This window comes from Pampinifervens navoyensis (genome assembly GCF_046159715.1).
Taxonomy (GTDB): domain Bacteria; phylum Aquificota; class Aquificia; order Aquificales; family Aquificaceae; genus Pampinifervens.
In genome coordinates this window covers 1-19,540 of sequence record NZ_JBJXCT010000001.1, presented here as the reverse complement: position 1 = coordinate 19,540, position 19,540 = coordinate 1, and the positions used below count along the sequence as shown (strand labels likewise).

The window sequence follows — 19,540 nt, the reverse complement described above, 5'->3', positions numbered from 1 at the left end:
ATAAAGACTATGGAATTTTACTTTTTCCCTGATGTTTATGCAGACAGATACCTGATTGACGCATACATAGTCTCCTTTAAGCTGAGGGACAGGAGTTGCATAAGGGTAAGAGAGTGGGAGGGAAGAGAATATTTGGTGGAGGTGCTTGACTGGGAAACCTTCAGAGAAAATGCCTACGACATAGTTCTGTATGAGTATGGGGACGAGGTGGCAAGGTTTTCAGACATAGAAACGGCACTTTCTGAGGCATACAAGATGGCATGCCTTGAGGCTTCAAAACGCATGCCCAAAGTCATTGAGCCAGCACTTGGAGTTGGCAATCCACCTATTGAGGTTCTTGAGAGGGTTTTCCCTCTCAGCTTCAGGGCAGAAGCCTTCCCAGAAGACCTTGACAGATATTTGGATGAGCTTGTGAAGAACCTTGAGGTGGAAACCTTAGAATGGGAGAAGGCAGACGATGACGAGATACCTTTCTGACCTTCTTGAAGAGCTCACACCAAGAAGGATAGTGGAGGAGCTGGACAGGTATATAGTGGGGCAGGAAAAGGCCAAAAAAGCAGTTGCCATAGCTCTCAGAAACAGATGGAGAAGGCAGAGGCTGCCAGAAAACATAAGAGACGAAGTGGCCCCCAAAAACCTCCTCATGATTGGTCCCACAGGTGTGGGAAAGACGGAGATTGCACGCAGGATAGCTCAGCTCATAAAGGCACCCTTTGTCAAAGTGGAGGCAACCAAGTATACAGAAATAGGCTATGTGGGAAGGGATGTGGAATCAATGGTAAGGGAGCTGGTTGAGGTCTCCTACCAGATGGTAAAGCAGGAAAAGATGCAGGAGGTCAGGGAAAGGGCAAAGAGGCTTGCAGAAGAGAGACTTCTTGACCATCTTGTCCCTCAGCAGCTCAGCTTTGGAGTAAGAAGCTCACAGGATGCTGGTAAAAGAGAGGAAATAAGGGAAAAGCTCAGAAGGGGCGAACTGGAGGATAAGGTTATAGAAGTGGAAGTCCAGGAAAAGCTTATGCCAGTGATAGGCATAGCAGGTCCACCGGGGCTTGAAGAACTTGAAGAACAGCTGAGAAACATGCTGGGTGGTCTTGGAGGTGGCAGGAAGAGGAGAAAGCTCAGAGTGAAAGAAGCCCTTCAGGTCTTTGAATCGGAGGAGGCAGAAAAGCTTATAGACCAGGAAGAGGTGGCAAGAGAGGCTATAAACAGGGCAGAGAACTTTGGAATTATCTTCATAGACGAGATAGATAAAATTGCGGTAAAGACCCCAGGAGCTGGTCCCGGTGTATCAAGGGAAGGAGTTCAGAGAGACCTTCTCCCCATAGTGGAGGGAACAGTTGTAAAAACCAAGTATGGACCGGTAAAAACTGACCACATACTCTTTATCGCAGCCGGTGCCTTTCACATGTCAAAGCCCTCAGACCTGATGCCAGAGCTTCAGGGAAGATTTCCCATAAGGGTTGAACTGAACCCCCTTACAAGGGAGGACTTTGTAAGGATACTCAGAGAGCCCAAGAACGCCCTCACGGTGCAGTATACTGAACTCCTCAAGACAGAAGGTGTGGAACTGGAATTTACGGAGGATGCCCTTGAGGAAATAGCACGCATTGCGGAGGATGCCAACAACCGCACAGAGAACATTGGTGCAAGGAGACTTCATACCGTCATGGAAAAGCTGCTTGAAGATATATCCTATAACGCACCTGAGCTTTCAGGACAGAGGATAATCATAGATGCAAGGTTTGTAAGGGCAAAGCTGGAAGGCATAGTAAAGGACGAAGAGCTTTCTAAATACATACTATGAGAGATATACTGGAAAGAGTTGAGGAGCTTCTCTCCCTTCAGGAAAAGCTGGTAAACCTCCTTCTGCTTTCTGGCTATAGCAGAGCAAGGCTCAGCACAAACGCTGCCTTTGATGTCCTCTATTACAACGTTGAGCTCCTTGACCTTATAGAGGAGCTTCTGAGTTCTCCAGAAGAGCTCAGGGAGGATTACGTCATGAACCTTATACTTGAAGCCCTCTCCTGGATGGGCTTTATTCTCCCCGCCATTGAGGAATCCTGTCCCATATTCCTTCATAGTCCGAGAGGAAGGGAAGAAGGTCCTATGCAGAAAATAAGGTTAATTCTTAGCTCTCTGGAAGAAGCACACAAAAAGGGCGATTACTACACTCTGGTTAACACTGTAGAGGATATTCAGAGCCTTTCAAGCCTTCTAAAGTATCAGATAATGCTTGCCCGCAGGGCATACACAAACTTAGCCTGAACTTCTTACAGTTTTTAAGAACACAAGCACCTTCGCCACAGCCCTGTAGAGCTCAGGAGGTATTTCTTCGTATACCTCCACCTTCATCAGAGCAGAGATAAGAGCCCTGTCTTCAAGGACTGGAACGCCATGTTTTCTTGCAGTCTCTATTATCTTTTCTGCGAGCTCACCAGTTCCCTTTGCCACAACCACTGGAACTTTATCCTTTCCCTGCTCATACCTGACCGCTACAGCCTTCTTTCTTTCCTCCATGGCTATGCAAGCAGAAGAAAGCCCTCACCGTAGGCAGACCTTACTGCCTCAGCAACATTTTCTCTTGTAGACACACTCACAGAGAAGCTCCTTAGCTTTATCTTTTCTTCTGAAAGCATGCTGTCAAGAATATGCTTTCCAGACCTTATTTTCTCTGCAAGGTTTTCCATGTCTGTAAACAGGAGAACATCCAGAAGCCCTCCAGACCTTGGCATCCTCAAAAGACCTGCAAGGAAACCCTCTCCATACTCAAACCTGAAGACCACTGAATACTCCCGCCCACTCCTGAACATAAGACCACCCCTGCCCCCCTCGTAATACACAGGCAGATAGAAGGCTTCTCCGTGTTTTGTCATAAGCCACTGCAGGTTGTTTATGAACTCCAGCCTGCTTAGAAGGCTTTCCATGTGCTGACCTTTGCTGTTGTAAAACTCCAGAAGATTTTCACCTCTCTCCATGTATTCAAGAAAGGCACGGTATGCTTCTCTCATTTCCTTCTCCGAAGATAGCACCACATGCCTGAAAAAGTCCCTGACGGCCGGCTCGTGAGACTCCCCTAGCTTTTCAAAGGCATCTCTGAACTCTGTCAGTATTCCTCTTTCCGTCAGACTCCAGAGGTTCTTCAACAATACTGGAACATCCCTTGTCTCCATAGCTTTTAGAAGAGTCTTCTCCCCTATAGACTCAAGCCTTTTCACAAGGCTCATATATTCCTGATGGTCAAGGTTTTCAAAGAGCAGGGTCTTCATCAGAGAAGAAACCCTCTTAAATTCCTCAACTCTTAGTCTGAGGGTTTCAAGGAGCTTTTTTATGCCCTCCGTATCCTGTCCATATTCAATCCCCAGTATCTGTGAAAGTTCCCGTGCGTATGACAGCAGAGGCTGGATGAGATGTGCTTTTTTATCCTTCATAAGGTCCTCCGGCTTTAACTTTCCAAGAAGCAGCTCAATGAGCTTTCTCTCGTATAGAAGACCGGAATTCTCCATATCTTCCCTGAGTCTTTCTGGGCTTATGGAGGTATAGAACCTCTCTTCCCCATAGAGCACCACATGGAGAGGAACCTCCCCATGTCCTTTTCTGTAGAGGCCTGTTATTCTGAAAGTGAGCGGGTTTTCACCCTCCAGCGTGAGCTCAAGGATATCACCAGGCATCAGCCCAAGAGAAGACCTGTTCTCTGCCTTGAGTTCAAAGCCTTCTTTCAAAGAAAGAGTTACCAGATTTCCCTCAGAAGATGCCACTTCTGCCTTCACAGCACCTCCTCCAGAGGAGGCCAGCTCAAGAAGGACATCTGGCACGGTAGATAGCACTCTTATCCTGAACTCTTCTCCCCTTTTCTGAGCCTGAGATGCCTTTGACTGTTCAATGGCATGCTGGAGAAGAATGCCCTCAATTCTTCTTATTTCCATAAGTTAAATATCGTCAACAAGAGAGAGGGCTAAAGCACCCCTTGCCATGCAATATTCTGCACAGGAGGAAAGATGAAGGCTGAAACACTCTGCTGGCAGTCTTTCGCATAGAGCCTTCAGGTCCATCTCAAGGTCACCAAGCAGGTCTCTCATGGCATCAATCAGCCCCCCACCCAGCACAACCCTGTCCGGGTTGAGTATATGAACGGCGTTCATGAGACCTGTAAGCAGGAACTCTCTGAAACTGTTCACAGCCTTTAATGCAGCTTTTTCCGCTTCTCTTGCCCTCTGGATTATTTCATAATCCCTTAAATCAGAGCCTGAAAGGCTCCTGTAGAGCCTCTCCAGCCCGTAAGAGGAACAGTAGGCTTCCCAGCATCCATGCCTCCCACAGCTACACATCTCACCCCCGTAAAGGATAGTATGGTGACCAAGCTCAAGAGAGCTTCCGCATGCACCCAGAAAGGGTCTTCCTTCTACCACCAGACCTCCTCCCAGCCCAGTGCCAACAGCAACAAAAAGAAGGACTTTGCTCTCTCTGTGGTCGTAAAACCACTCCCCGAAGGCTCCAGCAGAGACATCGTTTACTATTCTTACCCTTATCCCTTCCAGAAGCTCCCTAAGGTTTACACCGTCAAGGGCCGGTATGTTGGGAGATTTATAAACTTTGCCCTCCAGCGAGGTAAAGCCTGCCACCGCAACCCCCACGGAAGAAGGATTCCCCTCAAGGACTATCTCTTTTATCCTTTTCAGGAAAAGCTCTCTATTCTTTGAAAGGTCCTTTATGTAGTGTTTTTCCCTTCTCCCATCCTCCCAGTAGACCTTTACGAAGCTACCTCCTATGTCAACTCCCTTTTTCATACTCAAGCCTTTCTATTTTTATGTCCTCGTCCCCTCTCTTGTAGTAAACTCTAACGGAGATAAGCCTCTGGGTCATTCCTTTCTCCTTCTTTATAAGGTTTACAAGTAGCTGTCCATCACCCACAACCTTTTCCTCAGCCCTTGCACCCGGATATGCTCTCCTGTAGGACTCGCAGGTCCTCAAAAGTCCCTCCGCACCTCCTATACTCTGCAAAAGGTTTTCTGACATCAACTCAGAAAGCTCCTGAGCTCTCTCTTTTCTGCATTCTTCAAGCCCCAGCAAAAAGCTGTAAAAAGCCCTTACCTCCTCCATCTCATGCCTTTTCTCCCTTACATCCTGAAAGAATATGAGAAGTGCGGTAATCAGAGGATAGGATACAGCAAAAACTATGAAAAAGCCTATGATAAGGTCCTCTTTGTTCTGGCTTAGCCTCATAGCCACCCCTTTTTCCTTACCCAGTATATGAGAGACAGGGTTATTGCCACCATGAGAAGCAGAGAATAGGGATAGCCATACTTCCAGTGAAGCTCCGGCATGTGTTCAAAGTTCATACCAAAGATGCTGGCTATGAGGGTGGCGGGGAGGAATATGGTGGCGAGCACTGTAAAGACCTTTACCGCCTCGTTCTGCTTGATGGATATGAGACCGAGAAGGGAATTCTGTATGCTGTCCAGCTTGTCCATGTAAAAGCTTGTGTAGTCAAGGAGCGTATGGAGGTCATCAAGGGCAATCTTTATGTCCCTCTTTGTCTGGGCGTTTATCTTTGGGCTTTTAACAAAGTGGCTAAGGATTCTCAACTTTTCATTTATGGTCTCTCTTATGGTTATGTTGAGCTCATCATAGTAGGATATTTCCCTTATTATCTCCTCAGACTGCTCCACAAAGACCTCTTTTCTGAGGTTTCTTATCCTTCTGCCCAGTATCTCAAGCCTGTCTCCAAGCCGGTCCACCTCAATGTTGACTATCTGTGAGAATATGGCTTCTGGGAACTGAAAGTTTATTGGGCTATGTTCCATCCTCTTTACGAATATGAGCATGCTGGGTATATCTCTGTATCTTATACTCACCATGTATCTCCCCCTTATGAAAAAGAGAACAGGCTCAACGCTTATGTCTTCCTTCTGCTGTATTACGAAAGAAAGGTTCATGTATATGGCTTCTCCCTCCTCCTTGTATTTGCTGCTTATCTCAATGTCTCCGAAGACCTCCCTGGGGGGCATCTGGAAACCTATGGCGCTTCTGAGCCAGTCTATCTCCGCATCACTTGGTTTTTCCACATCAAGCCAGACCACTGCCTCCTTCTTTATGTCCCCAAACTGGTCAATACCAAGTTTTTTAAAAACACCCCCGGAGCTTGCATAAACATGAATCATCAAAGATATTTTAATCAGAAGTCAGGTCCTTTATGAGCTCCTGCTTTACCTCCTCCGGTATGAGGGTCATTGCCCTGTAATTGGGGTGGTTTATTTCAACCCTGACCTGTTCCTTCTTAAAGTCCTCCACCTGCTCATCGGTGAGCCTCACCTTCAGAAAATGCACCACCGCTGCCTTTCCGTATTCATAGTCTTCCTTACTTCTCTCATCCGCTACAGCCCTAACAGTGTGCCTATTCCCTATGTGGAAGTATAGGTGGTCGTGTATACCCACGAGCTGGGGAAGGAGCCTTTTCCTCTCGCTTGCCTCGGGTATTTCTATAAACATGGTTACAGAAAGCTCATTTTTATCAGGTATCAGCTCGTTGTAGACATCTATCTCCTGCTGGATTTCCTCCTCCCTTACCATCCTCTCAGCTCTAATCATCTCCTGAATCTGAAACCAGACAGTTTCCCTGTTCTCAAAAACAAGATGAACCCACGGCTCTATAAACACTCTCCTGTTCTTTTTGAGCTGTATTACTTCCTGAACCTTCTGTGGACGGACCTTCTCATATTCGTAGATGTTGAGGATTTCCTCTCTGGTTATCTTTTTCATGGCTTACCTCCTTGCTTGTTTTCTTTTATTATATGCAAATCATTATCATTTGTCAAGAGCTTTTGAGAACTTTATGGAGTGCCTCAAGAAAGGCGTCGTTTTCCTCTGGCTTTCCTATGCTCACCCTCAGACAGTCAGGAACCATGTAAGAGAAATTCCTCACAAGCACACCCTCTTCTATTAGCCTTCTGTGAAGCTCGTCCCCAGACATGGAAAGGCTTTTAAAGAATATGAAGTTTGCCTCTGAAGGATAAACTCTTATACCCTTCATCCCGAGCATCTCCCCATAGACCCTTTCCCTCTCGGATATAACCCTTCTTACCTCTTCTTCAATGAGGTTGTAGAAATCCCTTAGAATAAGGGTTGCTATGACCTGAGAAGGGTATGTTATGTTAAAGGGAAGCCTTATTTTGTTTATTTCTCTTACCACCTCCTGATTACCTATCAAGATACCAACTCTCAGCCCAGCCATTCCTATTTTTGAAAGGGTCCTGAGCACCACCGTGTCATCTCTTTCAAGAGCTTCTTTGAGGAAGGTTTTCTTAGAGTAATGATAATAGGCTTCGTCAATCACGGTGAAAACTCCCTCACCCCTTATTTTTCTTACCTTTTCTTCTGAAAAGCAATTTCCAGTGGGGTTGTTGGGATAAGCAAAGTAGGCGAGGGCAGGCTTTTTTTTCCTTATGATTTCAAGGCTTGCTGGAAGGTCTATGTCAAAATCTTCATCCAGTCCAGACTCAATCCTTTCCCTTCCCAGCATGCGTGCGGATATGCCATACATGGAAAAGGTGGGAACAGGATATAAGACTCCCCTGTCAAACTCACCTACAGCTATAGAGAGGTAGTATATGAGTTCATCAGAGCCGTTGCCCAGAACTATGTTTTCCGGGCTGACGCCAGAGCGAAGGGCTATAACCTCTCTTAGCTCCTTTGCCTCCGGGTCAGGGTATCTGTTAAAGGGTATCCGGGAAACCTCTTTCCCTATACGCCTTTTTACTTCCTCCGGGAGCTGGAGAGAGAGTTCATTGGAGGACAGCCTTACCTTTGCCCCCGTAGTTTCTGTCTTGTAAGGGGCAAGGTCCCTTACCCTTTTACTTATCATTGTTGTTCCTGGACTTGCTCCTCCTCTTCTTCCTCTTCAGCCCTTCCAAGATAGAGCTCAAGCTCAGCCACCGTTGACTCCATCAGCTTGTCTTCAAGAATACCCTTTATGAGCCTGTTGAGCCTTCTCTCATCTCCCATGGCTATACCGTTGAGCACATAATACAGTCTCTTTGGAAGAGAAAGAACTACCCTTTTGTATCTCGCTCCACCCTTTTTTCTGGGTTTTCTTGCCATTTTACTCCTCCTTTTTGAAGTTTTCTTAATTTAAAATTATAGCATGATGCTTCTGTTTTTGTTTTTTATTATGTTGATTTCAATCACAAAAGCTGAAGAAAGCATGGAAAATTTCCCGGGTAAATACCAGGTTATATTCCTCCCAGAAGAACACACAAGCAGAGAAGACCATATCTTCCAGCTTGACATTATAAGGCTCTTAAGTTCAAAAAATTACAGGTTGATAATAGCGATGGAAATGTTCCAGCAACCCTTTCAGGATGCCCTTGACCAGTATGTGTCATGCCAGATAGATGAAGAGGAAATGCTCAGAAGGACAGACTACAGAAGAAGGTGGGGCTTTGACCCAGACCTTTACAGAAGTATATGGAAGTTTGCCAAGGAAAAGGGCATAAGAATTGTAGCCATAAACATCTCCTCAGAACTGCTGCAGAGGGTAAGAAGAGAAGGGCTTGAAAGCTTAAGGGACGATAGCCTGCCCTTCCCTCTAATACCGCAGACTGAGAGAGAAATACAGAGGTTGAGAGAGGTGCTGACGGGGCATCCAAGGGTGGAAGAGAGAAGATTTTTTGATGTGCAGAACGCCTGGGATAACGGCATGGCGCTTGCAATAGCAAGGCTTCTGGAAAGGTATCCTGACCACAGGATAGTGGTGCTAGTGGGAAGAGAACATGCTCAGAGCTATGAAAGCGGTATACCGAGAAGGCTCCAGGTGCTCAGGCCCGGCGTTCGCATGAAGATACTCAAAAGAGAAGAATTTCAGAGGGATTTCCTGTTTTCCACGGACTTTTCCAGAGAAAGCTCGTCGGCGAACTCTATAAGAGAACCAAACTGCAGACCATGAGATATGCGGGTTATCTTGAGGTTGGGAAACTGTTTTTTTATGAGCCTGGCCAGATAGTTGGCGGTTGCCTCCCCTTCAAGGTTCGGGTTTGTGGCAATTATCACTTCCTTAGGCCTGTGTCTTTCTATTCTTTCCATAAGAGTGTCTATGTTCAGGTCCTTTGGTGATATGCCTTCAAGGGGTGCTATCCTTCCGCCCAGCACGTGATAAACCCCCGAATACCTCTCCAGCCTTTCTATGGCAAAGGCATCCTGAGGCTCCTCCACCACACATATGAACCTTTTGCTCCTTTTGGGGTCTGAACATATCCTGCACACCTCTTCTTCCGTGTATAACCCGCACTCCCTGCATGGTCTCAGTTTTTCAGCAGCTGCCTGAAGCACACTCACCAGCTCAAGCCTTTTTTCCGGGTGGAGCTTCAAAAAATTGTAGAGGAACCTTCCCGCTGACCTCTCCCCATAGGTGGGTATTTGGGTGAACTTTTCAAGGGCCAACCTGAGCGATTCTGGCAGGCTTTCCTCGTAGGACATGGGAAAATTATAGCGGTTTTATAATATACAATATGCATCAGCTCCTCATAGTAGGTGGAGGACCAGCTGGCATATCTGCCAGCATTTACGCTCAGAGAAAGAAGATGGACTTTGTTTTAATAACCAGAGATATAGGTGGTCAGGTAATAAAGGCCGGGGAGATAGAAAACTATCTGGGCTATGCCATGGTGGATGGGGTCATGTTCGTGCAGAGAATGATAGAGCAGATGGAAAGGCTTGGAGTTAAACCGGTTCTTGATGAGGTGGTAAAGATAGATAGACTGGAGGAGGGTTTCCTTCTCAGGACCCTATCTGGAAAAGAATACACCACAAAGATGGTGCTTTTCTGCACCGGTGCAGAACACAGAAGACTTGATGTGCCTGGCGAGAGGGAATATACGGGAAGGGGTGTTTCCTACTGCTATACATGCGATGCACCTTTTTTTAGAGATGTGGAGGTGCTTGTGGTGGGTGGGGGGAACTCGGGTTTTGAGGCTGCGGACCAGCTTACAAACTACGCAAGAAAAATATACCTCATGGAGATAGGCGACCACTTCAAGGCAGATGAGATTCTCAGGGAGAAGGTGCTTTCAGACCCCAAAGTAGTCCCCCTTCTAAGACACAGAGTGCTTGAAATAAAGGGAGATGGAAAAAATGTGAGGGGTGCTCTGGTGGAGGATATAGAAAAGGAAAGGGTATACGAGCTTGATGTGGAGGGAGTCTTTGTGGAAGTGGGGTTAAAGCCAAACTCTGAGCTGGCAAAGTCTCTGGGAGTTCTTACCACACAGAGGGATGAGATAATAATAGACTGCAACAACAGGACCTCTGAGCCTGGCATATACGCAGCTGGAGACTGCACCAACGTGTTTGCAAAACAGATAATAACCGCTGCCGGCGATGGTGCAAAGGCCCTCCTTTCCATATACCACGACCTCACCTACGGTGTCCACTCATGGATATAGCCAGCTTTATAGACCACTCCATACTCAGGCCCAACCATACCCTTATGGAGCTTGAGGAGCAGGTTCGCCAGTGCGTGGATTCAGGTGTGTATGCGGTATGTGTAAACCCCTTCTGGGTAAGGAGGGCTGTTGAGCTATCAGGGGGCAGGGTTGAAGTCTGCTGTGTGGTGTCTTTTCCCTTCGGGCTTGATACAAAGGAGCAGAAAATACTGCAGGCGGTAAAGGCCCTCGAGGAGGGTGCCACCGAGCTGGATATAGTTATGAACATATCCGCCTTCAAAAGTGGTTTATACCACTATGTAGGCGAGGAGCTAAGAGCTATAGCAAGAAATACGGAGGGGACCATAAGGAAGGTTATAATTGAAACTGCCTATCTGAGCGAGAAGGAGAAAAGACTTGCTGTGGAGCTCGTAGCGGATGCGGGTATGGAGTTTGTAAAGACTTCAACAGGTTATGCGCCTTCAGGTGCCACAGAGGAAGACATTAAGCTTCTGAGGGAAGCATCAGGAGGAAGGCTCAAAATAAAGGCATCGGGTGGCATAAGGAGGAGAGCTCAGGTCATAAGGTTTCTGGAGCTTGGGGCTGAAAGAGTAGGAACCAGTAGCACCTTTGAAATTCTCAGGGAGGGGTAAGATATGGAAGATGTTTCTTATAAAAAACTGATGGATGTAATCCATGAAATACACTCACAGGAGCCCATAGAGCTTGGCTGCGCAGAAATCAACTGTTTTCTGTGTGCGAAGGGTGGTAGATTAAAGCCCTGTGAAAGACTGAGAGAGGCTGTCATACTTCTGCCTGGAGAGAACCAGCTTCTCACCTTGCTCAACGGGAGACCCTTTCCAGAAATGAATGTGAATGGCTTCAGCATAGGCTTTCTTGCCCCCGAGGAAGATTGTCCCTTTAACATGGAAGGGTGGTGTGGAATACACGGAAGGCATCCTATAGACTGCAGGAGTTTTCCCATAGTGCCCTCTCTGAACGAAGAAGGAGACCTGATAGTCTCCATAGCCATAAACTGTCCTGTGATACCACCCTGGGAGTTCACAAGAAGATGGGTTGAAAACTGGTATAGAATATGGAAGGCAGCACCCTTAGAGTGGTTCAGGTTCTACTCAAAAGTTCCCACTAACCCCCTCAAACCCATAGCTATCTTTAAAGCGGAGGAAGGAAATGATTGAAAGATACACAAGAAAGGAAATGGGACAAATATGGTCAGAGCTCAACAAGTTCAGGCTCTGGCTGAAGGTAGAAATTGCAGTATGCAGAGCATGGCACAGACTTGGAAGAATTCCTGCAGAGGCTCTCGAGGAGATTGAGAGGAAAACCTTTGTGGACCAGAAGGTCCTGCAGAGGATTGCAGAATATGAGAGAAAATACAGGCACGATGTGCTTGCCTTCGTTTCTGCTATAGGGGAGCAGATTCCGGAGCACTCACACCACTTCCATATGGGGCTTACCTCTTCTGACGTAGTGGATACCGCCCTTGCACTGCAGCTCAGAGAGGCTCTTGAACTCATAATCAGAGGTCTGGAAGCGGTCATAGAAAAACTCAAGGAGCTTGCCATAAAACACAGAGACACACTCATGATGGGAAGAACCCACGGAGTGCACGCCGAGCCCATGACTTTAGGGCTGAAGTTTCTTAGCTGGTATGAGGAGCTAAGGAGAAACAGGGAAAGACTCCTGCAGGCTCTTGAAAACATATCCTATGGCAAGCTCTCCGGTGCGGTGGGCACTTACTCCAACCTTGACCCTGAGGTGGAAAGGCTCGCCCTTGAGGAGCTTGGCCTTAAGGTAGAGCCGGTTTCTACCCAGATAGTGCCCAGAGACAGACACGCTCAGGTCATGTATGCCCTTGCCTCTACCGCCTGCGCCCTTGAGAGGTTTGCCACAGAGATAAGACACCTTCAGAGGACGGAAGTGCTTGAGCTTATGGAGCCCTTTGAAGAAGGTCAGAGGGGTTCATCTGCCATGCCACACAAGAAAAACCCCATACACGCAGAGAGACTGTGCGGACTCGCACGAATAATAAGGGCAAACCTTATGGTAGCCCTCGAGAATATCCCTCTCTGGCACGAAAGGGACATATCCCACTCCTCTACCGAAAGAATCATACTGCCTGACTCCACCATAGCCCTGGACTACATGCTGAACCTATTTCTGGAAATGCTTCAGGGGCTTGTGGTCAATCAGGAAAGGATGCTCAAAAACATGGAACTCTCTCATGGCCTGTATGCCTCTTCAAAGGTGCTGGTAAAGCTCATGGAAAAGGGCGTGCCAAGGGACAGAGCATACCAAATGGTTCAGAGATGTGCCATGAGAAGCTGGGAAGAGGGTATGGCCTTTGAAAGGGCTCTGATAGAGGATAATGAAGTAAAAGCCTATCTCAGCCAGGAAGAAATAAGGGACTCAATAGAGCCCCGTGCCTTTCTGAAACATATAGACCATATATACAAAAGGAGCTTAGATTTATAAGCTATGAGTCAGAAGTCAATCTCCAGAGAAGAATTAAAGGAGCTTTACCACAGGGACTTCCCCCTCTGGGCTGAGATAAACCATGAGCTTTTGAAGGAAAGGCTCTACGACCTTGTTGACTGGGAGAACCTGCTGGAAGAGATAGAAGATATGGCACGCAGTGATTTAAAAACCTGCATAAGTCAGCTGGCAAGAATTCTGGAGCATATGTATAAGTGGGACCATTTTAGAGAGCTGGCAGGTGGAGAGACTGCAGGAAAGGGATGGATAAAAAGCGTGGAGAATGCAAGGGATAGAACAAAAGCAATCCTTGAAGATTATCCCAGTCTGAAAAACAGGCTACCGCAAGAAATTGAGAGAGCGTGGAGGCATGCAAGAACAGAACTCAGGATATGGCTCAGAGACAATGACTTCAACCCGGAGGACTTCCACATTCCCGAAGAATGCCCTTACACATACGAAGAGGTCATGACAAGAGACCTGAGGAAGGAGGCAAAACTATGACAAAACATGAAGTTTACACCCTGCCCGATGAAAAGGGCTACTTTGGAGAGTTTGGCGGGAGGTTTGTGCCAGAGACCCTCATGTATGCCCTGGAGGAGCTACAAGAGGCTTACGCAAAGGTTAAAAAAGACCCATCCTTCTGGGAGGAGCTGCACCACTATCTGAAAGACTTTGCCGGCAGGCCTACACCCCTCTACTTTGCAAGAAGGCTTACCGAATATGCTGGAGGTGCAAAGATATACATAAAGCGTGAGGACCTTCTGCATACAGGAGCCCACAAGATAAACAACACCCTCGGACAGGCACTTCTGGCAAAGAGGATGGGAAAGAGGAGGATAATAGCAGAGACGGGTGCCGGTCAGCATGGTGTGGCAACTGCCACCGCCTGTGCCCTTCTGGGGCTTGAGTGCATCGTATACATGGGGGAAGAGGATGCAGAGCGTCAGAAACTCAACGTGTTCAGAATGGAGCTTTTGGGGGCAGAGGTGCGTGTGGTAAAGAGCGGTTCAAGAACTCTCAAAGATGCCATAAACGAAGCCCTCAGGGACTGGGTCACCAACGTGGAAACTACCCACTACATAATAGGCTCTGTGGTGGGTCCCCATCCCTTTCCCATGATGGTGAGAGATTTTCAAAAGGTCATAGGTGAAGAGGCAAAGGCACAGATGATTGAGATTGAGGGCAGACTTCCCGATGTGGTAGTTGCCTGTGTGGGTGGTGGCTCAAACGCCATGGGCATTTTCTATCCTTTTGTAGAGCACGAGGAGGTAAGGCTCATAGGCGTAGAAGCCGGCGGGCTTGGAATTGATACAGGAAAACACGCCAGCTCCATAAACGGAGGCTCTGTAGGAGTGCTTCATGGCATGAAGTCCTACTTTCTTCAGGACGAAGAGGGTCAGATACAGCCAACCCATTCCATCTCTGCAGGTCTTGATTACCCCGGCGTGGGACCAGAGCATGCCCAGCTTTTCAGAAGCGGAAGGGCTCAGTATGTCTACGCCACAGACAGGGAAGCTCTTGAGGGCTTCAAGCTCCTTTCAAGGCTTGAGGGAATAATCCCTGCCCTCGAGCCAGCCCATGCGGTTCTTAGAGTGGTGGAGCTTGCAAGGGAGCTGGGCAGAGAAGGTATAGTGCTCTTTAACCTCTCAGGCAGGGGTGATAAGGATATGATGCATGTAATGGGCTACATGAAAGGTATGCTATAATATCCCTATGCCAAAGCTTTCACCCAGAGACATAAGGAGGAAGATACAGGGTATCAAAAACACTCGCAGGATAACCAATGCCATGAAGGTTGTGTCCGCTGCAAAGCTAAGGCGGGCACAGGAGCTCATATACGCTTCAAGACCTTACTCGGAAAGGCTCTACGAAGTTCTCAAAAGCCTTGCATCTCACGTAGACCCGCAAACACACCCTCTCTTTGAGGTAAGAGAGGAAAAGGTATGCGACCTTGTGCTCATAACCGCAGACAGGGGGCTGGCGGGAGCTTTTAACTCAAACCTCATAAAACGGGCGGAGGACATAATAAAAGACAAGCAGGAAAAGGGAGTCAGGGTCAACCTCATCCTCATAGGGAGAAAGGGCGTTCAGTATTTTGGAAAGAGGAACTATAACACGCTCAAGGCTTACGACGAGGTTTTCAGAAAGGAGATAAACTTTCATGTGGTCAAAGAGGTAGGGGAAGTTCTCAGAAAGAGGTATACAGAAAGGGAAACAGATGCGGTATATCTCATAAACAGTGAGATGGTCACCAGAGTAAGCTACAGACCAGTGGTGAGAAACTTCCTTCCCTTTGAAAGGATAGAAGGGGAGGGTGACTACGGCGTTTACGAGTTTGAGGTGGATAGGGAGCTTTTTGTAAACAGGCTTATAGACCTATATCTCAACTACCAGCTCTACAGGGCTATGTTAGAATCTAACGCCTCAGAACACTTTGCCCGTATGGTGGCTATGGACAATGCCACAAGGAATGCGGATGAGCTTGTAAAGACATGGACTCTAATATTCAACAAAGCCCGTCAGGAGGCTATCACTTCCGAGCTTATAGATATAGTGAATGCGGTGGAAGCTATGAAGTGATGTACATAAAAACCCTTGAAGAAATAAAGAACAAGCTCATTGAGCTCAAGCCTTATCTTAGGGAAAAATATAAAATCAAAGAGATAGGGATTTTTGGTTATTATGTGCGAAGAAAGCAGAAGAAAGGAAGCGACCTTGATATACTTTTAGAGTTTGAAGAGACACCCGATTTGTTTACTTACATTGAGATTGAAAGCTTTCTTTCAAAAAAACTTAAGGTAAGGGTTGATCTCATAATGAAGTCAGCACTTAAACCATACATGGGCAGAAGGATTTTAAAAGAAGTGGTATATATATGAGAGAAATTAGGGATTATTTGATGGATATAAAGGATGAGTGTGAATATTTAATGAGTAGAACAAGGGGCTTGAATTATAATGAATTCATTTCAAGTGAAGAACTAAAAAGGGCTTTTGTGAGAAGTTTAGAAATTATCGGAGAAGCATCAAAGCATATTCCAAAAGAGATTAGAAAGAAATAAAGTGAAATTCCATGGAAAAAGTGTTATTGGAATCAGGAACAAAATGATTCATGAGTATTTCGGTGTTGATTATGCAGTTGTATGGAAAACAATAAAAGAAAGAGTTCCTGAACTGTATGAAGTAATAAAGAAGATTATCAAAGAGATTAATGAGGCGTAGCGTTAGGTATAAAGTAAGGACTCTGAAGTGTTAAAATTTTTATTATGGACATAAAGACCCTTGAAAGCTGGCTCTGGGAGGCAGCCTGTAGCATAAGGGGACCTGTAGATGCTCCAAAGTATAAGGAATACATACTTCCCCTCATATTTCTTAAAAGGCTTTCCGATGTCTTTGAGGATGAGTTTGGGGAGGTGCTGGACATATACAAAAGCAAGGAGGAGGCGGAAAGGGTTCTTTTGGAGGATATAGAAAGAAACGGAAGACCCACCCTTGTGAGGTTTTACATACCACCCAGCGCCCGATGGGAAAATATAAGAAGGCAGACAAGGAATTTGGGCGAGTATCTTACTACGGCGGTAAGGGATGTGGCAAAGTATAACCCAAAGCTTGCGGGTGTTATAGATGCCACAGATTTCAACGCCACCTCTATGGGCGTAAGGCTCATAAGCGATGAAAGCCTGAAGGCTCTTGTGGAAGTCCTGAGCAAACACAGGCTTGGGCTTAAGGATGTGGAGCCAGATATTTTAGGAAGGGCTTATGAGTATCTTCTGAAGAAGTTTGCAGAAGGTTCAGGACAGTCTGCGGGTGAGTTCTACACACCCTATGAAGTGGCTTATATGATGGCTAAGCTCATTGACCCAGAGGAAGGGCAGGAGGTCTATGACCCCTGCTGTGGTTCAGGTGGTCTTCTTATCAAGTGTGCCTTGGTCTTTAAGGAGAAATACGGAGAGGACAGGAGCAAGAGACCTCTTAAGTTCTACGGGCAGGAAATAAACCATACCACCTATGCCATGGCTAAGATGAACGTATTCCTGCATGATATGCATGCGGATATAGCCATTGGAGATACGATGAGAAAACCAGCCTTTTTGGAGGCGGACGGCTCTCTTAAGAAGTTTGACCTTGTGCTTGCCAATCCCATGTGGAACCAGAAGTTTGAAGAAGAGGTTTATGAAAATGACCCATACAGGAGGTTTCCCTTTGGATATCCACCCTATGCCTCCGCAGACTGGGGATGGATACAGCACATGCATGCAAGCCTTAAGGAGGGGGGAAAGCTTGCGGTGGTGATAGACACGGGGGCAGTCTCAAGGGGGAGCGGTTCCTCAGACAAAAACAGGGAAAAGGAAATAAGGAAGGCTTTTGTGGAAAGAGACCTCATTGAAGCTGTGATTCTGCTTCCTGAAAACCTCTTCTACAACACCACAGCCCCGGGCGTGATAATAGTCATAAACAAAGCCAAAGGGGACGAAAGAAAAGGGAAGGTGCTTCTTATAAACATCTCAGACCTTTATGAGAAGGGAAGACCCAAAAACTACCTTCCTCAGTCTGCCATAGATAAGGTGTGCGAGATATACAGAGCGTTTAAGGAGGAGGAAGGCATAAGCAGGATTGTGAGCATAGAGGAGGTGAGACTTAACGACTATAATCTTAGCCCCTCAAGGTATGTGGTGAAGGGAAACGAGGAGGAGGTTCTGGACCTTCAGGAGGCTGTGGTGGAGCTGGAAGAGGCGGAGGAGGAAAGAAGAGAAGCGGATAGGGTTCTGTGGGAGGTGCTGAAGAGCCTTGTGTAATTCTTCTACATGCTTATACGATGTTCTCTTTTAAGTCTTCTTAAAAATTCAAAAGTGTCAATACATTCAACAGGTGGGTTCAGCATGCTGCACACATCGGGAATTTTTACCTCTGCATCGTATTTACCATCAGCTCCAGCTGAATGAGTTAATACCTTCGGTTTTTCCATGGTAACCAACACGAGCTTATTTTCTTTCGCAAAAGCTATTATATCAATATCTCTAGTTTTTAGGAAGGCTTCAGCTCTATGAGGTGCGTATTTACTATACACCAAGCTTATTATTTCTTTCACTATTTCAAAAGTTTTTTCAGTAAGCTCTGCAAACAAAAGCTCCTTATGTCTTTTAGCCCATCTGACAAGACTATCATCTGGATTTCCTTCCATAATTTCCTCATAGACAGCTATGGGCATTTTTAATATGTCTTGCTTACAGGCTTTTAACAGCACATCCCAAAACTGAGGCACTATATCAAAGGCATAATATCTATTCTTCGCCTCTATTAAACAGGAGGTGTCCATACAAAATTTAGCCCTCCTGAATATGTCAGACACCAAGCTCCTCCATCAGTTTTATGAGGATTTTATCCTTTTTTATGTTCAGCAACCTCATTGCAGACAGATATGTAATTTCTTGGTTCAATAGACTATCAATCACTTCATAAATAAAGGTTTTACTGTTTCTGCTCAGCAAAAGTTTATAGTAATCCCCACCTTTTTGTTCTTTGTTCCTTAGTTCTAATTCGTAGGTCTTTTTTAGCATTTCCGCCTTTAAAAGTTCATATTCCTCCCTGTCTATCATCCTGAGGTTTAAAAGGCGATAAAGCAGTGCGGTTTTGCTTACAGGAAAAATCTTGCTTAAATTCTGTATATTCTCAAGAGGGCTGATATTTTCATTCCATCTGCTTTTTATCTCCAGTTCGGGGGCGAGTATCTCTATGGCTACCATGTTACATAACCTTTCTACAGCATTCTGATTTTCTGGGTCAGCGTCAGATACTCCGCTTTGACCCACCCATATGTGAGCAATTTCGTGGAAAAGGGTAAATATCTGTGCTTTTTGAGTATCATTGCTGTTTATAAATATGACTGGTGCTATTTCATCCACTATGCTGAAGCCTCTGAATTCTTCCGGGTCAAGTTCTATATGTGTGTTGTTTATGAGCACGCTATTTCTGAAAACAAGAATGCCAATACTTTCAACCCTATCCACAAGCTCATTTATGTTGTCTAAATGGTTCAAATTTAATGTTTCTTTTATATCTTTTGCTATGACTTGATGAGGGGTATCTATGGAGTATTTTCCTACAAATTTTAAAGGAGTGTATCCTTCCGATAATCTTTTTTCCTTTATCCACTCCTGTTTTATTTTTATGTCAGAATAAACCTCAAAAAACTTCCAGCTAAGCGGTTTGCTATCTTTTATTTTCCTTAAGTCTGGTATTTCGCTTTTTTCTTCTGGAACTTCAGAAAGGAAAAGATAGCCATAGGGTATATGCAATGCATGTGCTAACTTATGGAGCTGATTGTATGTTATATGACCCTTACCTTCAAGAAGGCTTTTAAATCTGGGTGTTTTTATTCCTATGCTTTTTGCCACCTTTTCTGGAGTTTCTCCTATCCTGTTTATAGCCCACTCTACCACTTTCCAGTTTATAAGCGTAGCAGGAACCTTGACGGTGGCACTCATGCCTAAAATATAATATCTTCCAAGGGGCTATGAGGTTTGAGTTTTTTGAAGAAACAAACTTTAAGGAGACAGAGCTGGGACCTTTGCCTGAGGATTGGCAGGTGGTGAGGTTGGGAGATGTGGTAAATACAGATAGGCGAAAGGGGAA

Annotated in this window: 26 protein-coding genes; 15 read left to right on the top strand and 11 right to left on the bottom strand. The window is 45.9% G+C overall.

Going from position 1 to position 19,540, the window contains the following annotated elements; all coding sequences use genetic code 11:
• Positions 1-9: 9 nt before the first annotated feature.
• The 3 genes from ACKRDP_RS00130 to ACKRDP_RS00120 are packed head-to-tail and all read left to right on the top strand — an operon-like array spanning position 10 to position 2,265.
• Positions 10-477: a hypothetical protein gene (locus ACKRDP_RS00130; RefSeq protein ID WP_409152692.1), complete on the top strand. Its 468-nt coding sequence runs from the start codon at positions 10-12 to the stop codon at positions 475-477.
• Positions 458-1,804, top strand: a complete 1,347-nt coding sequence (gene hslU, locus ACKRDP_RS00125; RefSeq protein ID WP_409152691.1) for an ATP-dependent protease ATPase subunit HslU — start codon at positions 458-460, stop codon at positions 1,802-1,804. The genes ACKRDP_RS00130 and hslU overlap by 20 nt, the downstream gene beginning before the upstream one ends.
• Complete coding sequence (locus ACKRDP_RS00120) at positions 1,801-2,265, top strand: hypothetical protein (protein ID WP_409152690.1); 465 nt, start codon at positions 1,801-1,803, stop codon at positions 2,263-2,265. Before hslU ends, ACKRDP_RS00120 begins: the two co-directional genes overlap by 4 nt.
• On the opposite strand, the gene ACKRDP_RS00115 is transcribed toward ACKRDP_RS00120, so the two are convergent.
• The 8 genes from ACKRDP_RS00115 to ACKRDP_RS00080 are packed head-to-tail and all read right to left on the bottom strand — an operon-like array spanning position 2,257 to position 8,094.
• Positions 2,257-2,517 carry an EscU/YscU/HrcU family type III secretion system export apparatus switch protein gene (locus ACKRDP_RS00115; protein ID WP_409152689.1) on the bottom strand — a complete coding sequence of 87 codons (261 nt, stop codon included), beginning with the start codon at positions 2,515-2,517 and terminating at the stop codon, positions 2,257-2,259. The genes ACKRDP_RS00120 and ACKRDP_RS00115 overlap by 9 nt on opposite strands.
• 2 nt (positions 2,518-2,519) lie before the next feature.
• A complete protein-coding gene (locus ACKRDP_RS00110) occupies positions 2,520-3,923 on the bottom strand; it encodes a hypothetical protein (RefSeq protein ID WP_409152688.1) in 1,404 nt (467 codons plus the stop codon).
• A 3-nt stretch (positions 3,924-3,926) separates the two neighbouring features.
• Positions 3,927-4,784 (bottom strand): ROK family protein, encoded by an 858-nt coding sequence (locus ACKRDP_RS00105; protein WP_409152687.1) that lies wholly within the window; start codon positions 4,782-4,784, stop codon positions 3,927-3,929.
• Complete coding sequence (locus tag ACKRDP_RS00100; protein WP_409152686.1) at positions 4,768-5,220, bottom strand: hypothetical protein; 453 nt, start codon at positions 5,218-5,220, stop codon at positions 4,768-4,770. The genes ACKRDP_RS00105 and ACKRDP_RS00100 overlap by 17 nt, the downstream gene beginning before the upstream one ends.
• A complete protein-coding gene (gene corA / locus ACKRDP_RS00095) occupies positions 5,217-6,158 on the bottom strand; it encodes a magnesium/cobalt transporter CorA (RefSeq protein ID WP_409152685.1) in 942 nt (313 codons plus the stop codon). The genes ACKRDP_RS00100 and corA overlap by 4 nt, the downstream gene beginning before the upstream one ends.
• Before the next feature lie 10 nt (positions 6,159-6,168).
• Positions 6,169-6,756, bottom strand: a complete 588-nt coding sequence (locus ACKRDP_RS00090) for a DUF3501 family protein (protein ID WP_409152684.1) — start codon at positions 6,754-6,756, stop codon at positions 6,169-6,171.
• Positions 6,757-6,808: 52 nt separating this feature from the next.
• The gene (hisC, locus tag ACKRDP_RS00085) at positions 6,809-7,858 is read right to left on the bottom strand and encodes a histidinol-phosphate transaminase (protein ID WP_409152683.1); all 1,050 of its coding nucleotides are present in this window, start codon (positions 7,856-7,858) and stop codon (positions 6,809-6,811) included.
• Positions 7,855-8,094 carry a hypothetical protein gene (locus tag ACKRDP_RS00080; protein ID WP_409152682.1) on the bottom strand — a complete coding sequence of 80 codons (240 nt, stop codon included), beginning with the start codon at positions 8,092-8,094 and terminating at the stop codon, positions 7,855-7,857. The genes hisC and ACKRDP_RS00080 overlap by 4 nt, the downstream gene beginning before the upstream one ends.
• 70 nt (positions 8,095-8,164) lie before the next feature.
• Here ACKRDP_RS00080 and ACKRDP_RS00075 point away from each other — a divergent pair, with 70 nt between their 5' ends.
• Positions 8,165-8,938: a ChaN family lipoprotein gene (locus ACKRDP_RS00075; RefSeq protein ID WP_409152681.1), complete on the top strand. Its 774-nt coding sequence runs from the start codon at positions 8,165-8,167 to the stop codon at positions 8,936-8,938.
• Here the strand turns inward: ACKRDP_RS00075 and recR are convergent.
• Positions 8,854-9,468, bottom strand: a complete 615-nt coding sequence (gene recR / locus ACKRDP_RS00070) for a recombination mediator RecR (RefSeq protein WP_409152680.1) — start codon at positions 9,466-9,468, stop codon at positions 8,854-8,856. The genes ACKRDP_RS00075 and recR overlap by 85 nt on opposite strands.
• Before the next feature lie 32 nt (positions 9,469-9,500).
• Between recR and ACKRDP_RS00065 the strand changes: the two genes are divergently transcribed.
• Genes ACKRDP_RS00065 through ACKRDP_RS00015 form a run of 11 tightly spaced genes read left to right on the top strand, consistent with a single transcriptional unit; the run spans position 9,501 to position 17,703 of the window.
• The gene (locus tag ACKRDP_RS00065) at positions 9,501-10,430 is read left to right on the top strand and encodes an NAD(P)/FAD-dependent oxidoreductase (RefSeq protein WP_409152679.1); all 930 of its coding nucleotides are present in this window, start codon (positions 9,501-9,503) and stop codon (positions 10,428-10,430) included.
• Entirely contained in the window at positions 10,421-11,062 is a 642-nt protein-coding gene (deoC, locus tag ACKRDP_RS00060) for a deoxyribose-phosphate aldolase (RefSeq protein ID WP_409152678.1), read from the top strand. The genes ACKRDP_RS00065 and deoC overlap by 10 nt, the downstream gene beginning before the upstream one ends.
• A 3-nt stretch (positions 11,063-11,065) precedes the next feature.
• Positions 11,066-11,608, top strand: coding sequence for a hypothetical protein (locus tag ACKRDP_RS00055; RefSeq protein ID WP_409152677.1), 543 nt, complete (start codon positions 11,066-11,068; stop codon positions 11,606-11,608).
• Positions 11,601-12,905, top strand: coding sequence for an adenylosuccinate lyase (purB, locus tag ACKRDP_RS00050; RefSeq protein ID WP_409152676.1), 1,305 nt, complete (start codon positions 11,601-11,603; stop codon positions 12,903-12,905). Before ACKRDP_RS00055 ends, purB begins: the two co-directional genes overlap by 8 nt.
• A gap of 3 nt (positions 12,906-12,908) precedes the next feature.
• On the top strand, positions 12,909-13,409 hold the full coding sequence (locus ACKRDP_RS00045) for a DUF29 domain-containing protein (protein ID WP_409152675.1): 501 nt from the start codon (positions 12,909-12,911) through the stop codon (positions 13,407-13,409).
• Complete coding sequence (gene trpB / locus ACKRDP_RS00040) at positions 13,406-14,614, top strand: tryptophan synthase subunit beta (RefSeq protein ID WP_409152674.1); 1,209 nt, start codon at positions 13,406-13,408, stop codon at positions 14,612-14,614. Before ACKRDP_RS00045 ends, trpB begins: the two co-directional genes overlap by 4 nt.
• Before the next feature lie 7 nt (positions 14,615-14,621).
• On the top strand, positions 14,622-15,488 hold the full coding sequence (locus tag ACKRDP_RS00035; protein ID WP_409152673.1) for a F0F1 ATP synthase subunit gamma: 867 nt from the start codon (positions 14,622-14,624) through the stop codon (positions 15,486-15,488).
• The gene (locus ACKRDP_RS00030; protein WP_409152672.1) at positions 15,488-15,787 is read left to right on the top strand and encodes a nucleotidyltransferase family protein; all 300 of its coding nucleotides are present in this window, start codon (positions 15,488-15,490) and stop codon (positions 15,785-15,787) included. Before ACKRDP_RS00035 ends, ACKRDP_RS00030 begins: the two co-directional genes overlap by 1 nt.
• Positions 15,784-15,969 carry a HepT-like ribonuclease domain-containing protein gene (locus ACKRDP_RS00025; protein WP_409152671.1) on the top strand — a complete coding sequence of 62 codons (186 nt, stop codon included), beginning with the start codon at positions 15,784-15,786 and terminating at the stop codon, positions 15,967-15,969. The genes ACKRDP_RS00030 and ACKRDP_RS00025 overlap by 4 nt, the downstream gene beginning before the upstream one ends.
• 1 nt (position 15,970) lies before the next feature.
• Entirely contained in the window at positions 15,971-16,129 is a 159-nt protein-coding gene (locus tag ACKRDP_RS00020) for a HepT-like ribonuclease domain-containing protein (protein WP_409152670.1), read from the top strand.
• A gap of 44 nt (positions 16,130-16,173) precedes the next feature.
• Positions 16,174-17,703, top strand: a complete 1,530-nt coding sequence (locus tag ACKRDP_RS00015; RefSeq protein WP_409152669.1) for a type I restriction-modification system subunit M — start codon at positions 16,174-16,176, stop codon at positions 17,701-17,703.
• A gap of 5 nt (positions 17,704-17,708) precedes the next feature.
• On the opposite strand, the gene ACKRDP_RS00010 is transcribed toward ACKRDP_RS00015, so the two are convergent.
• Both ACKRDP_RS00010 and ACKRDP_RS00005 read right to left on the bottom strand, forming a co-directional pair.
• A complete protein-coding gene (locus ACKRDP_RS00010) occupies positions 17,709-18,257 on the bottom strand; it encodes a DUF4411 family protein (protein ID WP_409152668.1) in 549 nt (182 codons plus the stop codon).
• Entirely contained in the window at positions 18,250-19,302 is a 1,053-nt protein-coding gene (locus tag ACKRDP_RS00005; RefSeq protein WP_409152667.1) for an ImmA/IrrE family metallo-endopeptidase, read from the bottom strand. Before ACKRDP_RS00005 ends, ACKRDP_RS00010 begins: the two co-directional genes overlap by 8 nt.
• Positions 19,303-19,540: the final 238 nt, after the last annotated feature.

Bases quoted from the DNA above. Each gene is read 5' to 3' on its own strand.
- ACKRDP_RS00130 (WP_409152692.1), top strand. From the start codon at position 10: ATGGAATTTTACTTTTTCCCTGATGTTTATGCAGACAGATACCTGATT.
- hslU (WP_409152691.1), top strand. From the start codon at position 458: ATGACGAGATACCTTTCTGACCTTCTTGAAGAGCTCACACCAAGAAGG.
- ACKRDP_RS00120 (WP_409152690.1), top strand. From the start codon at position 1,801: ATGAGAGATATACTGGAAAGAGTTGAGGAGCTTCTCTCCCTTCAGGAA.
- ACKRDP_RS00115 (WP_409152689.1), bottom strand. From the start codon at position 2,517: ATGGAGGAAAGAAAGAAGGCTGTAGCGGTCAGGTATGAGCAGGGAAAG.
- ACKRDP_RS00110 (WP_409152688.1), bottom strand. From the start codon at position 3,923: ATGGAAATAAGAAGAATTGAGGGCATTCTTCTCCAGCATGCCATTGAA.
- ACKRDP_RS00105 (WP_409152687.1), bottom strand. From the start codon at position 4,784: ATGAAAAAGGGAGTTGACATAGGAGGTAGCTTCGTAAAGGTCTACTGG.
- ACKRDP_RS00100 (WP_409152686.1), bottom strand. From the start codon at position 5,220: ATGAGGCTAAGCCAGAACAAAGAGGACCTTATCATAGGCTTTTTCATA.
- corA (WP_409152685.1), bottom strand. From the start codon at position 6,158: ATGATTCATGTTTATGCAAGCTCCGGGGGTGTTTTTAAAAAACTTGGT.
- ACKRDP_RS00090 (WP_409152684.1), bottom strand. From the start codon at position 6,756: ATGAAAAAGATAACCAGAGAGGAAATCCTCAACATCTACGAATATGAG.
- hisC (WP_409152683.1), bottom strand. From the start codon at position 7,858: ATGATAAGTAAAAGGGTAAGGGACCTTGCCCCTTACAAGACAGAAACT.
- ACKRDP_RS00080 (WP_409152682.1), bottom strand. From the start codon at position 8,094: ATGGCAAGAAAACCCAGAAAAAAGGGTGGAGCGAGATACAAAAGGGTA.
- ACKRDP_RS00075 (WP_409152681.1), top strand. From the start codon at position 8,165: ATGTTGATTTCAATCACAAAAGCTGAAGAAAGCATGGAAAATTTCCCG.
- recR (WP_409152680.1), bottom strand. From the start codon at position 9,468: ATGTCCTACGAGGAAAGCCTGCCAGAATCGCTCAGGTTGGCCCTTGAA.
- ACKRDP_RS00065 (WP_409152679.1), top strand. From the start codon at position 9,501: ATGCATCAGCTCCTCATAGTAGGTGGAGGACCAGCTGGCATATCTGCC.
- deoC (WP_409152678.1), top strand. From the start codon at position 10,421: ATGGATATAGCCAGCTTTATAGACCACTCCATACTCAGGCCCAACCAT.
- ACKRDP_RS00055 (WP_409152677.1), top strand. From the start codon at position 11,066: ATGGAAGATGTTTCTTATAAAAAACTGATGGATGTAATCCATGAAATA.
- purB (WP_409152676.1), top strand. From the start codon at position 11,601: ATGATTGAAAGATACACAAGAAAGGAAATGGGACAAATATGGTCAGAG.
- ACKRDP_RS00045 (WP_409152675.1), top strand. From the start codon at position 12,909: ATGAGTCAGAAGTCAATCTCCAGAGAAGAATTAAAGGAGCTTTACCAC.
- trpB (WP_409152674.1), top strand. From the start codon at position 13,406: ATGACAAAACATGAAGTTTACACCCTGCCCGATGAAAAGGGCTACTTT.
- ACKRDP_RS00035 (WP_409152673.1), top strand. From the start codon at position 14,622: ATGCCAAAGCTTTCACCCAGAGACATAAGGAGGAAGATACAGGGTATC.
- ACKRDP_RS00030 (WP_409152672.1), top strand. From the start codon at position 15,488: ATGTACATAAAAACCCTTGAAGAAATAAAGAACAAGCTCATTGAGCTC.
- ACKRDP_RS00025 (WP_409152671.1), top strand. From the start codon at position 15,784: ATGAGAGAAATTAGGGATTATTTGATGGATATAAAGGATGAGTGTGAA.
- ACKRDP_RS00015 (WP_409152669.1), top strand. From the start codon at position 16,174: ATGGACATAAAGACCCTTGAAAGCTGGCTCTGGGAGGCAGCCTGTAGC.